Raw genomic sequence first — 13353 nt, 5'->3', positions numbered from 1 at the left:
CCCCCGGCGTAGGGTCGAAGGGGACCCAGCCCGCGCCGGGGAAGTACACTTCCACCCAGGCATGGGCATCCGCCTGGGTGATAAGATAGCGCCCGCGCTCAGGAGTGCCGGGCCCGTAGCCCTGCACATAGCGGGCCGGAATGCCGCTGCTGCGCAGCAGGACCGTCATCGCCGAAGCAAAATGGACGCAGTAGCCCTGCTTGGCAGTGAACAGGAAATCATCCACGAAATCCGCCTCTTCCGGCGGAATACGGGTATCCAGCGTATACGGATATCTGCTGCTGAGGTAGCTGCGGACCGCTGCGGCGGCATCATACCGGTTCTCCGCCCCGGACGTAAGCTCTGCAGCAAGTGCGGCGACCCGTCCGGGAAGATTTGCCGGCAGCTGCAGATATGGACCGGCGATATCCTGCGGATCCTGGTCATTCAGCCCGCGCAGCAATGCAGGATCACTCTCCGGCAGCAGCGATTGAACCTCATAGGCTGTGATTGCGGCTGAGCCGGCAGTTACGGGCAGACGGAAGCGGTCCTTCTCCGGATTCGTCAGCACATATCCAAGCCTGGTTCCATCCGTCAGTTCCACCTTCCCGACATCAGCTACCGTGCCTGCACTGAACAGCGGCTGGCCGCCGGACACAGGAGCGGCAAGCTCAATCCGCTGAGCCAGTGTCCGGCGGCCGGAGGAATCCGCAGCCAGGGCAGCAGTCATTTCATCCGAGGGAAGAACCGTCAGATTAAGCGGCTCATACATAATGCCCTCCCGGATCCAGCGGCGCCCGTCGTAATAGGCAAGGCTTTCCCCCCGCCAGTATACCGGACGGCTGACGGCTGCAGTAAAAACAGGTGCAGTGCCCGGAGTCAGCGGCGCTCCAAGCTCACCCTCACCGGTTCCATATCCTGTGGTTCCCGCAGTACCGGCAAAAGACACTTCCTTCCCTGTCCGGCTCGAAACTCCGCTTTCGGCCCAATGCCTCAGCTGCTCCATTACCGGCTGCAGGGTTACAGGCGCAGCCGGACGAGGCCCGTACAGCCGGCTGCCCGTCCAGGCCGCTACCGTCAGCAGGATAGCCGCGAGCAGCGTAAAGCCTGCCCAGCGGTAATAAGGCAGCCTGCTCTGATCCGTCTGCTCTTTGAGCTGCTGCAGCCCGGCCAGCCCCCGCATCCAGAGCGTCAGCACTGCGGCCGCTATTATACACCCTGTTGTATTAATACCAAAAATAATATCAAGCACAATGAGATAGCCTGCAGTAACGGCTGTAAACAGGGTAGTGGTCCCTCTGTACAGCGCCAGCTGCTGTACGGAAGCAACGAGCAGGCCCCAGCCCAGAACCAGAATAAGCAGACGGCTATCCTCGCTCAGCTCCGACACTCTGCCGGTAAATAACCGTGCAGCATCCCCGGGAATCCCTGCAGCATAAGCTCCAAGCCAGTGCGGACCTTCATTTCTGTCGCAGGCAATGTACCAGGTCAGGGCAATCAGGACAAATTGTACAGAAAACTGCAGCACGGCGGGAACCCGGAAGCTGCCCCACAGGAGCAGCACTCCTGCTGCAAGCATCAGCAGCTCCAGCAGCTCCACTGTATCCGCCGCCGGTACGTACTGATGCAGCGGCATCAGCCAGCTGATGAACATGCTCATAATAGCCAAAGAGAACAGCAGACGGTAGTACAGAGGATTGCTGTCTCCGTTACCGGTCTGGCTGTTCTCGGTTGGTTGTATATCCGGGCGGTATGCGGAGGCAGACACTGCCCTCAGGCTTTGCCCGTCTCCGCTGAAGCCGGGAGGGGATGGTGTGGTGATCCCGGTACCACCCTGCAGCGGACTACCCCAGTGTGGGTTTCCCCGGAAATTCATGTGCCTCCCCCTCCTTCTTCCATTCAGGCACAGCCGTTTGATCCAGGCAGTACAGCCTTGCGCCCAGCCGGGCCAAGCTGCCGCTGATGGTCCCTGCCGCATACGGCCTGTAGACTCCTGCCAGCTGCCCCGCTGAGGCCTGGTTCTTCAGAGCTCCCGAGGCTGCGCTTTCAGACTGCGGGGCAGGCTGATCCCATACATAGTACAGCTCCACCTTCACGCCCTGCACCAGAAACCGGGCAAGCGTGCGGGCGGCTTCTTCCTCCAGCCGTCCCGTAATGACAGCCACCGTCATGCCGGGAATCCAGTGCTGCGAAGCATCCTCCAGCAGCCGGCTGAGACTCCGTGTTCCACCGGGCGTAATTTCAGTAAGCATATCCTGCACCCTGCCGGGGATTTTGCCCAGCCCCTCATGCCTGGCCATCCCTTCAGGCCAGCCTCCGGTGAACAGCTGGACATAGCCCCCGCTGCGCTCAGCGGAGAGCAGCAGTCCCATCGCTGCCGAGACCGCCCGCTCAAAGGCCGGACTCGACTTGTCCCGCTGGCTGCGCGGCGACAAAGCGTTAAAGGGAATCTCATAGTCCTCCGGACAGTTGGCCAGCACGATGCAGGACATCCGCCCCTCCTCCTTCTCCGGCACCCGGCTCTGCAGCGTACCCTTGCTGGCGCTGCTCTTCCAGTGGATCCGGTTCATCGGATCACCAGGTATATAGTGACGGATATCCGCAGCTTCCCCGCCGCTGCTTCCCCGCTTCAGCAGCATTTCTCCGCTCTTGCGGCTGCTCTCCGGAAGACCTGCCCCGGTATAGAGCGGTTTGGGAAGTACCTTCAGGCTCTCCCGGGCTTCAAGCCGGCTTTCCCCAGTGAACAGCCCTGCCGGATCTCCCCAGCTTACCCGGCTGCCGTACAGCCGGTGAATCCCCCGGGGGACCTCACTAAGCCTGTAGGAATACCGGAAGGAACGCCGGAAGCCGGGGAACAGCAGCTCCCGGTGCCAGCCCCCTCCCCAATAATCAGTTATGATCATCCAGGGAACCGGAAGCCGGGTCGCGAAGCTGACCTGCACTTCGACAAGCAGGCTGTCCCCGGCTACCGGACGGCCCGGGGTGATGCTGCGCGTAATTCTGAACCGCCGCGGTCCGAAGGCCTGCAGCAGGAGCCCCCGCCCATCAGCAGTCCGCTGGCAATCAGCAGAAACAGCAGCGAGGCCCCACCCCGCCAAACATATAAGACTCCGAGAACTAGGGCAACTGCCAGCATCCGGAGCCACTCCGCAGCAATGCTGCGGCTCCGGCGGAACAACAGTCCCTGGACGTCAGATGAACGCTTGTCGGGCGTTTGCTCCATTAGTGATGAAGAGGACAATCGGCACCCTTCCTTTGTGGTCATAGACTAGCTCCGGTGTATGCGGCAGTGCAGCATACCAGAGCCTACTATTGTCTATTCTTCCCACGTAAAAGAGTGCCCAAACCCCCGGTGTCTTTTCGACAATAAGGGCTGTTATTTTATTTCCAAATGCTCAAAGTGCCTTTACCCGCCGTTCCTCTGCCGTTACGTTAACCTCCAGCAGCGGGTGGCCCGCCTCCTCAAGCAGATCACGCAGCGGGAGCCAGAGGGCAGAGCCAATCAGCTCTATATCCGAATTCCTGCTTATATGAGTACCCTCATCCGTTGTTAGGGTAAGGCGCTTATTCCGGGCATCCGCATTCACCTCACGGCCGTTCCAGTACACGCTGCCGCTCCGGCTGACCGTATCCCAGCCGACCCGCCCTCCCAGCCGCTCAATTACCGCCCTTAGCGGAACTATATATTGGCCGTTGCTGATTCTGAATTCACCCGGGTCCAGCCTCGCTTCCAGTTTGCCCACTTCCAGTATGAGCGGCTTCCCAGGCCCGAACAGTCCAGCATTCGGTACAATATTCGAGGCTATCCAGGCCGCAGACGGTTTGGTCCGCCCTGCCGCTGCTGCAACAGCTGACACTCTGAACTGTACCGGCTCCTGATCCGCATCCAGTACACCGAAGCTGTAGCCTGCAGCCTTGTACCGTGCAATAATGTCCGGCAGAGCCTTGGCGCTCTCCGCATGGCCTGCCCCGTCATGAAGCAGCAGAATTATCCGGGAGCTCTTCAGCGATACTGACTCCTGCAGGATTTCCGCCGCCGGTACACCCTTTCTTTTGGAATCCCCGCTGTCCACAGTCCAGTCCATGACGGTGTATCCCGCTTCTTTTAACAGTTCGAAATATGTATCGTCAAAATGCCCGTACGTACCGCCTGGTGCACGTACCAGCTGAGGCCGGATGCCTGTAATTTCCCGCACTACCTCTTCAGTCTGTTTGATCTGGCTCCAGAATTCCGTGAATCCGCTATATAAATCATGGTAATTATGATTATAGGTATGATTACCGATGACATGCCCCTGCTCCCAGATGGCGTTGATCAGTTCAGGATGGCTTTTGGCCTGCTGCCCCAGTACAAAAAATGTCGCCTTGACATCCTGCTTCCGCAGAATCTCCAGCACAGCCGGTGTAACATTGCTGGGACCGTCATCAAAGGTGAGATAGACCGTTTTTTGCCCTGCCTTTTTATTGACCTTCTGTACCGCGGCTGCGGCAGTCCCTTTCTGCTGTACCGAAGTAACCGGCTCTATACCTGAGGCTTGTACCGTCCGGTCTGTATTCATATTTGTACGATTCTGACGGATAACAGCCGGAGCGCTCAAATCTTGCGTCACGGCAGCCGGAAGATTATTCTTAGAGAGAACAGGTACGGCAACACCGGCCTGCATAGGGACAGACTTCCGCTCAGGGAAGGAATGTACGCCCCAACCTGTCAAAACAAATAGTACAACAGCCATAGCAAGCAACCCGCGGATGACCATCCGGCGGATCAGGGTTCTTTTGCTACCGTTCATCTTCTCTACCTCCAGCATTCTATTGGCTTAGCACCTGGTTGGTAGATTGTATGAAGACAAGCATCGAAATAGAATTAGGCGCGCTGCCTTTGGAGAGTGACTTTATTATGGAAATGCTGAAGTGGATTCAGGAACTGTTCGCCAATTATGGCTATAATGTGCTGTTCTTTGGGCTTTTGCTGGAATTTGTAGCTTTGCCTTTTCCGGGGGAAACCACGATGGCCTTCGCCGGATTCCTCTCTTATACCGGGAGGCTGGATTTTCTGACTCTGGTTGTTGTCGCTTTTGCAGGGACGACTGCAGGCATGACGATTACTTATTTCATCGGGCTAAAAGCAGGACTTCCCTTCATCCAGCGTTACGGTAAATGGTTCCTGTTCTCGCCGGCCAAACTGGATAAAACACAGCGCTGGTTCGAGCGTTACGGGAGCTTCCTGATTTCCATCGGATATTTTATTCCCGGCGTCCGGCACTTTACCGGCTATTTTGCCGGCATTATCGCCCTGCCCTTCCGGAAATTCGCTTTGTACGCCTACGGCGGGGCCCTAATCTGGGTCATCCTGTTTCTCGGTATCGGAAAAGTGTTCGGCCCGCAATGGATGGGCATCTTCCACCTGTTTGAGCTGTACGCGCTCTGGATTGTTTCCGGTGTTGCAGCCCTTGCCGCTCTGATTGTCCTGATTCGCTACAGGCGTATCCTGACTGTCCGGGTGCTGCGGCGCAGCACTGAGCTTGAACTGAAGACCAAGCTGAAAGAAACATCCAAGGAGCGCTAAATCACATTTTGTATAAAAAAACAGCCCTGCGCCGGAAAAAATCCCGTTATACGCAGCGGCTGTTGGCCTGCACGCACTGTTCCTCTTTGAAAGGTTACCGTTCTCACCTTTCACCTGCTCTCCCTCTTCTATTGGTGCCGCTAACGGTAATGCCCATTCTTGCACGCAAGGCGGCATATCCGGCCAGCAGCAGCGCGATGGCTGCGAACCCGGCTCCGCCCGCAAAGCCGAGCATTCTTGGCTCCACATAATCCAGCATCCAGCCTGCCCCGAACATGGACAGTCCCAGCAGCGTGCCGCTGACGGCAGACAGCATGCCAAAGACAACCGGCTGCAGCCGGGGCGGCGTTTCGCGCATGACTAACGTATCCAGACAGGCATTTCCGGCGCCACCGGCCAGAGCGAGCAGGATATACAGGAAAAATGCCTGCAGAAAACTCCCGCTGCTGCTGATGGCCATCAGCAGAATTCCTTCCAGCAGAAGTCCGGTGAGCGCTGCTGCCAGCAGCCGCTTGGTCAGCAGCCTTCCCGCGAAAAAGCTGAGGCTCAGCCCAATTCCAAGCGCTGCATAGAAAGCACCCACCCCGGCATCCACGGCATGAAACTCCTGCACCGCATACACACTGATCAGCACATTATCCCACCCGTTGATCACCGGCACCAGAAGCTCATAGGCGATTACAATCTGCAGTGCCAGACTGCCCCGGGCCACAAATTTAAGGGTCTGCAGACGGCCTTTGCCAGGCTGCTCTCCCTTCACAGATTCACCAGCCGCTCCTGTCCTCCCTCTTTCTCCGTCCGCAGACGCTGTGGAGGCCTCAAGCCTCTTCCGTCCTGCCCTGCCCGCTGCCTCAGTCTGCGGAAATGAAATCCCCCACAGAAGCACAGCCGCTGCCAGGAAGGACAGGGCATTCATGACAAAAGCCATATCGGGGCCGAACCACAGCGATACCACACCGCCGATAAAAGCGCCTATTATCAGTACGCTGCCGTTCATCAGCTGCTCCAGACCGTTTATCTTCAGCAGCGCGGAGGCATCGGCAAGCAGCGGAATGGAGGATTTGCGTACAGGGCTGTAGACAGCCTCTCCGGCAGCCATAACAAAACTGCCGGCATACAGCAGCCACAGTCTATCTTCCCCGTCCACCAGCAGAAAGGACAGTGCGACCGGTACACGCAGCAGATCGACGGTAATCATGATTGCTTTGCGCGGCAGCCTGGCTGCCAGCAGTCCCCCCAGGGGGGCCATAAACAAATAAGGCAGCACTCTGACTCCAAGCGAGATCCCTACAGCCATTCCCGATCCTGTCAGCTGCAGGACGAGTGCCAGCATCGCTACACTGCTGAAACGGTCACCGATTCCGTTGACCAGCCCGGCAGCAAATAATCTGGAGTAGCCCTTCAGCTGCCGCAGGCCCGGACCGGCAATCCTTCTACTCATTGCAATAACCCCACATTCTAATTAATATAATATCTAATTAGATACTAATCGAATATCATAGTTATGGCAATGCCTTCTTTTCTTTACCCTGCGCAAAATATAAAATGATTGTTGACCGCTATGCCGGATTTAACTTATTGATAAAGAGGTGTCCTTCCGTGAAAATAGACCGCCTGCTTTCCATCGTGATCCTTCTGATTAACCGTCCCCTGATCCAGGCCAAGGAGCTTGCCGATATGTTCGAGGTATCCGTGCGCACCATCTACCGGGATATTGAAAGCATTAACGGAGCCGGAATCCCGGTTGTTACGTACCAGGGTGCAGGCGGCGGAATCGGATTAATGGAAGGGTATCGGCTGGACCGCAACCTGCTGACCGAGCATGAGCTGGCTGATATTTTTACCGCACTGCAGAGCGTGTCCTCTTATGGCGGGGGCGAGCATTCGCTGCTCATGGAAAAAATCAGCAGTGTCATCCCTCCCTCCCAATCCGCCGCCTTCCGCAGCAAAACCGCCCAGCTGGTTGTCGACTTCTCCCCCTGGGGAATGCAGGGGCCGCTGGAGGAGCGGCTGGCGCTGCTCAAGGAGGCACTGGAGGAATCTGCAGCTGTTACTTTCGAATATGTTGCTGCCAGCGGAGCAGTAAGCCGGCGCACGGTAGAGCCTTACACTCTGGTGCTGAAAGGCCAGTCCTGGTATTTGTACGGCTTCTGTACAGAGCGCGGCGATTTCAGGCTGTTCAAGCTGCTCCGCATGAAATCACTGGTCAAGGAGGAGCGCCGGTATGTCCGCCAGGACATTCCTGTAAAGGAGCTGCCCTGGAGCAGCGGCTGGGCTGACCCTTCAGGCACAACGCCGGTTGTGCTGCATTTTACGGCTGCAGGCAGGCATCTTGCGGAAGACTATTTTGACTGCAGCGAGCTGCATCCGGACGGAGACGGCGGCTATACGGTGACCGTCTATTACCCTGAAGATAATTGGCTCTACGGCTTCCTTCTCGGCTTTGGGCCCTTAGCCGAAGTACTGGAGCCGGAGCATATCCGGCACAGACTGGGCGAAATAGCCGCCGGTATTGCCGCTGTCTATAATTCCCCCTCACAGCCGGCAAGTTCATCGACTTGATGACTGGATTTTATTTATAATTCTGGTTGGCAGGATCTTTTGGGAAAGAGGTGGTGAAGTTGAATCTTGAGCAGCGGAAAATGTGGAATGTGAAGCACAAGGCGCTAACGGAAATGCTCGCCCGGCCTGATCAGCACCCCGGGGCTGTGGAGTTATTTCTGGAACAGCACCGCTGGCTGTATGCCTCGGGAGCTGAGTCTTCCGGACAAAGGACTTATGAGGATGAAATTTTAAGCGCCCTCACAGAGCAGTCCTTCCGCAATTATCCGGTACATACAACAGCCAGCAGGAACTCTATCGCCTGGCATCTGTGGCACGCTGCGCGGATTGAAGACATCACGATGAATATTCTTGTCGCAGGCCGGGAGCAGGTGCTGCACAGCGGAGGATTTGCGGAGAAAATGAATACGCGTTTCATCCATTCGGGCAACGGGATGGATGAGGCAGAGATCGCTGAACTGAGTGCGAATCTGTCTTTTGAGGCATTAAAAGACTACAGGCTGGCCGTTGCCGCGCGGACCCGTTCTCTTATTTCCGGACTAAGCGCTGCTGAGCTGAAGGCCAAGGTAGATGTATCACGGCTTAGACAGATCAGTGATCAGGAGGCAGTCAAAGCTTCAGAGCAGTGGCTGCTCGATTACTGGGGCGGCAAAAGCGCAGCCGGTCTGGTGCTGATGCCGGCCACCAGGCATAACTTCCTGCATCTGAACAAGGCGATGAAGGCTAAGCTGAAGCTGCAGAAGATGCCGGTTTCCCCATAGGGGGAAACTACAACAAAAGCGGGGCAGGGAATCTACCTGCTCCGCTTTTTGTGTAATTTTGTCGAGCTCATAGCTTCCCAAGGAACTGGTTCATACCCCGCCGCTAAAGGTCCCTAGCTTAACGGGCTTGCCCAGGCGGGTGGCCGCCTGTCTGGCCTTCGTACCGCCGGCCAGCTCACTTGCTATGGACATCATCAGCTTGATCCGGTTCGCCTGGTTCACTACACTGACGCCGGCATCATAATCAATCGCCGCAATATTCGCTCCCGGGTACAGCTCCTTCAGCCCTTTGATGGTGCCGCGGCCGGTGATATGATTCGGGAGGCAGGCAAACGGCTGGATGCAGACGATATTGTTCACCCCGTTGTCCAGCAGGTCCATCATCTCCGCCGTCAGGAACCAGCCCTCACCCATCTGGTTGCCGACCGATACAAGCCGGCTTGCCTTCTCGGCCAGCCCGTAAATATTCTCGCGGCTCTTCGCCAGGCCCGCCTCCTCCAGCGCCACCTTCACCGGTCTGCGGTAAATCTCCAGATAAGAGATCAGCATCGGGTTGATATAGCCGAGCTTCTTGCTCTTCCCGAACTGCTCCGCCTTGTAAATCGGATTGTAGATGCAGTAAAAAATAAAGTCCAGGAAGTCCGGCATCACCGCTTCGCCGCCCTCCGCTTCAATCATCTCAATGATCCGGTTATTGGCATCCGGATGGAACTTGATCAGAATTTCGCCGACAATACCCACCTTCGGCTTCTCGTAATCATGCACCGGCAGGCGGCAGAACTCAGCGACAATCTCCCGGACCAGCCGTTTGTATTCCCGGAAGGAGAAGGTCGACAGGCTGCTCTTGCAGCGCTCCATTCCCTTGCGGTATAGCGCTTCGGCGCTGCCCGGAATCTGCTCGTACGGACGGAACCGGTGCAGCAGCCGCATCATCAGATCGCCGTAGCAGGCTGCGGCCACCAGCCGGTTGGCCAGCTTGAGGCTGATCTTGAAGCCGGGCTGGTTTTCCATGCCGGAAGCATTGAGCGAGATAACCGGAACATGCCCCAGTCCGGAGTCCTTCAGGGCCTTGCGCAGCAGCGAGATGTAATTGGTTGCCCGGCAGCCGCCGCCTGTCTGTGACATGATGACCGCTGTGCGGTTCAGGTCATAATCACCGCCTTTAAGCGCGGACAGAATTTGCCCGATAGTGACAATGGCCGGATAGCAGGCGTCATTGTTCACATAGCGGAGCCCTTCCTCCGTCTCCTGCGGTCCGGTCGTCTCCAGGATCTTGAGCCGGTATCCGGCGTCCCGGAAGACACGTTCGAACAATTCGAAATGCACCGGTGACATCTGCGGCGACAAAATGGTGTAGGTCTCTTTCATTTCTTTGGTAAAGGTAACATTGGCCTGGGTTTTGTACATGAGCTGCGGCTGCACTTCGCTCTTCTCGCGTTCGCGCATAGCAGCCAGCAGTGAGCGCAGCCGGATGCGGGCTGCCCCCAGGTTGCTGATCTCATCGATCTTGATCAGTGTATACACCTTGTTGTGCCGCTCCATGATCTCCTGCACGGCATCACAGGTTATGGCGTCGATGCCGCAGCCGAAGGAGGTCAGCTGGACCAGCTCAAGATCCTTCCGGGCCGAGGCCAGCCGGGCAGCGCGGTACATCCGGGCATGATAGGTCCATTGATTAACCACCGCCACGTCGCCTTCGCTGCGGTCCAGGTGGCAGACCGAATCCTCGGTAAGCACAGCAAGCCCCATACCTGTGATCATATCGGCAATGCCGTGGTTGATCTCCGGATCAGCGTGATAGGGATGCCCGCACAGGAGAATGCCCTTGGTCCCTGTCTCACTGAGGAATACCAGCGTCTCTTCGCCCTTGGTACGCACATCCCTTTTGGCGTGCTCCGCTTCAGCCAGCCCCGCCTGAACAGCCGCTGCAATCTCTTCCCGCGGAATGTCGGTAAAGGTCTTCATCAGTCCTTTGGTCAGGGCATTAATATCGTCAAAGGTCAGGAACGGGCTGACCAGCGGGACACCCTTTTCCTTCAGGCTGTCCATATTGTTGCGGATGACCTCGGGATAGGAGGCGACCACCGGGCAATTGAAGTGGTTCGTCGCCGCGTCGTCTTCCTTCTTCTCATAGACAACCGCCGGATAGAAGATAAAGTCTACTCCTTTGCCGACCAGGCTCTGCACATGACCATGGGCCATTTTGGCCGGATAGCAGATTGACTCGGAAGGAATGGTATCCATTCCGCTTTCGAAGAGCTTTTTGCTGGATTTGGGGGACAGGACCGTGCGGTATCGCAAGCTTGTGAAAAAGGTATGCCAGAACGGGTAGTTCTCGAACATGTTCATCGTCCTTGGTAGGCCTACAACACCACGTTCTGCCTGCTCTTCAGGCAGCCCTTCATAATCAAAAAACCGTTCATACTTATACTGCATCAGATTGGGTAGCGTGTTCTTGGTCTTCTTGCCGCCTGCACCGCGTTCACAGCGGTTGCCGGTCACATGGAAGCTCTTATCCGGGAAGCGGCTGATGGTCAGTGCGCAGTTGTTGGCGCACAATCCGCAGCGGCCCGGGGAAACCTGATAGGCAAAGGCCTCAAGCTCCTCCGGCCCGAGCAGCGAGCTCACTACGCCGGGAACGGCCTGTTCCTTGGCCAGCAGGGCGCAGCCGTAGGCACCCATGACTCCGGCAATGTCCGGCCGTACCACTGTTCTGCCGGTCAGCAGCTCGAATGCCCGCAGCACAGCCTCATTATAGAAGGTTCCGCCCTGCACAATAATATTTCGCCCCAGATCTTCGCTATTCCGGATTTTAATGACCTTTTGCAGGGCATTCTTAATCACCGAGTAAGCCAGGCCGGCTGAAAGATCGGCCAGCGAAGCGCCTTCCTTCTGTACCTGCTTCACTTTGGAATTCATGAATACGGTACAGCGTGAGCCGAGGTTAACCGGCTTGCTTGATTCCAGTGCAGCCTTGGCAAATTCGGCGATGCCCAGCTCCAGAGCGGAAGCGAAGCTCTCCAGGAAAGAGCCGCAGCCCGCCGAGCAGGCCTCGTTCAGCATCAGACTGTCGATTGCTCCCCCGCGGATCTTGATGCACTTCATATCCTGTCCGCCGATATCGAGAATGAAATCAACCTCAGGCATGAATTTAGAGGCTGCTTTGTAATGGGCTACCGTCTCTACCTCACCGCCGTCTGTCCGCAGCGCAGCCTTAATCAGGCCTTCGCCGTATCCGGTCGCATAGGAGCCGGCGATATAACAGTCCTCCGGCAGCAGCCGGTAGATTTCCTTCAGTGCATCACTGACCGACTGCAGCGGATTACCCTTGTTGCTTCCGTAAGAGGTGTATAGGATCTGATCATCGCTGCCGGTGATAACCAGCTTGGTGGTTGTCGAGCCTGCATCAATGCCCAAGTAGCAGGGTCCGCTGTAATCCGCCAGTTCAGCACGCTTGACCGCAGCCCTGCCGTGGCGCTGCCGGAATTCCGCCAGATCTCCGGCCGTCTCGAACAAAGGCGGCAGCTCGGCATCCTCGGCGCGGTCAGCCTTGAAATCAACTGCGGCAATCCGGGAAATCCAGTCTGCCAGCGGCAGAACAAGCGGCTCCGCCTTCGAGAGCGCTGAGCCGATTGCCACAAAATACTGGGAGCGCTCCGGAAACAGCACCTCCCCCTTGCTAAGCTCCAGCGTCTTCGCGAACAGCTCCCGCAGCACAGGCAGGAAGGTCAGCGGACCGCCCAAAAAAGCCACCCGGCCGCGGATCGGACGGCCGCAGGCCAGACCGCTGATCGTCTGGTTCACAATGCTCTGGAAGATCGAGGCGGCGATATCCTCGCGCCGCGCCCCTTCATTAAGCAGCGGCTGCACATCACTTTTGGCGAACACCCCGCAGCGGGAAGCAATCGGATAGATCCGCTCATGCTTCTCAGCGAGCGTATTCAGGCCGCCCGGGTCCGTCTGCAGCAGCGCAGCCATCTGATCGATGAACGCCCCTGTGCCTCCTGCACAGGCAGTATTCATCCGCTGCTCGATCCCGCCGTTTAAATAAATAATCTTGGCATCCTCCCCGCCAAGTTCGATTGCCGTGTCGCACTGCGGGATCAGCTCACTGATCGCTTTGGTGCAGGCAATGACCTCCTGGACAAAGGGGATTCCGCCAAGCTTGGATAGGGACATTCCCGAGGAACCGCTTACAGCGAGTGCCGCCTTCCTGTCCGGAAACCTGTCCCGGACATCGGACAGGAGAGACAGGGCGGCTTTTTTTATATCACTGAAATGTCTGACATAGTCTTGATAAACAATGGTATTCCGTTCCATAACAACCAATTTGGCCGTAGTTGATCCGACATCAAGCCCTATACGCATCATCATGCCATCCCCTTGCCTTGCCCCAAATTTGAAGTAATATGAGGCAACTATATCATGAGAGCGCCTTATAGAGGCTGTTAAAAATGTTACAGACAGTTTCAAATCATTACCAGC

General features: G+C 56.9%; 8 protein-coding genes. 3 read left to right on the top strand and 5 right to left on the bottom strand.

The window, feature by feature from the left end:
• The 3 genes from AWJ19_RS09645 to AWJ19_RS09635 all read right to left on the bottom strand — a co-directional run.
• Positions 1-1855: transglutaminase-like domain-containing protein (locus AWJ19_RS09645; protein WP_068723270.1), on the bottom strand; the 1855-nt coding region annotated here is incomplete at its 3' end.
• Complete coding sequence (locus tag AWJ19_RS09640; protein WP_068723269.1) at positions 1824-3077, bottom strand: DUF58 domain-containing protein; 1254 nt, start codon at positions 3075-3077, stop codon at positions 1824-1826. The genes AWJ19_RS09645 and AWJ19_RS09640, both read right to left, overlap by 32 nt.
• Before the next feature lie 297 nt (positions 3078-3374).
• Positions 3375-4769, bottom strand: coding sequence for a polysaccharide deacetylase (locus AWJ19_RS09635; RefSeq protein ID WP_068723267.1), 1395 nt, complete (start codon positions 4767-4769; stop codon positions 3375-3377).
• Positions 4770-4876: 107 nt separating this feature from the next.
• Between AWJ19_RS09635 and AWJ19_RS09630 the strand changes: the two genes are divergently transcribed.
• Complete coding sequence (locus AWJ19_RS09630; protein ID WP_068723265.1) at positions 4877-5545, top strand: DedA family protein; 669 nt, start codon at positions 4877-4879, stop codon at positions 5543-5545.
• Positions 5546-5648: 103 nt separating this feature from the next.
• On the opposite strand, the gene AWJ19_RS09625 is transcribed toward AWJ19_RS09630, so the two are convergent.
• Entirely contained in the window at positions 5649-6986 is a 1338-nt protein-coding gene (locus AWJ19_RS09625; RefSeq protein ID WP_068723264.1) for an MFS transporter, read from the bottom strand.
• Positions 6987-7144: 158 nt separating this feature from the next.
• Between AWJ19_RS09625 and AWJ19_RS09620 the strand changes: the two genes are divergently transcribed.
• Together AWJ19_RS09620 and AWJ19_RS09615 are read left to right on the top strand one after the other, a co-directional pair.
• Complete coding sequence (locus AWJ19_RS09620) at positions 7145-8107, top strand: YafY family protein (protein ID WP_068723263.1); 963 nt, start codon at positions 7145-7147, stop codon at positions 8105-8107.
• 59 nt (positions 8108-8166) lie between these two features.
• Positions 8167-8868 carry a DinB family protein gene (locus AWJ19_RS09615; RefSeq protein WP_068723261.1) on the top strand — a complete coding sequence of 234 codons (702 nt, stop codon included), beginning with the start codon at positions 8167-8169 and terminating at the stop codon, positions 8866-8868.
• 90 nt (positions 8869-8958) lie between these two features.
• Here AWJ19_RS09615 and AWJ19_RS09610 read toward each other — a convergent pair whose 3' ends face one another.
• Positions 8959-13242 (bottom strand): 2-hydroxyacyl-CoA dehydratase, encoded by a 4284-nt coding sequence (locus AWJ19_RS09610; protein WP_082707801.1) that lies wholly within the window; start codon positions 13240-13242, stop codon positions 8959-8961.
• Positions 13243-13353: the final 111 nt, after the last annotated feature.

The organism is Paenibacillus sp. DMB5 (genome assembly GCF_001517085.1).
Lineage (GTDB): Bacteria > Bacillota > Bacilli > Paenibacillales > Paenibacillaceae > Paenibacillus_AQ.
This window is presented reverse-complemented; position numbering and strand designations above follow the sequence as displayed.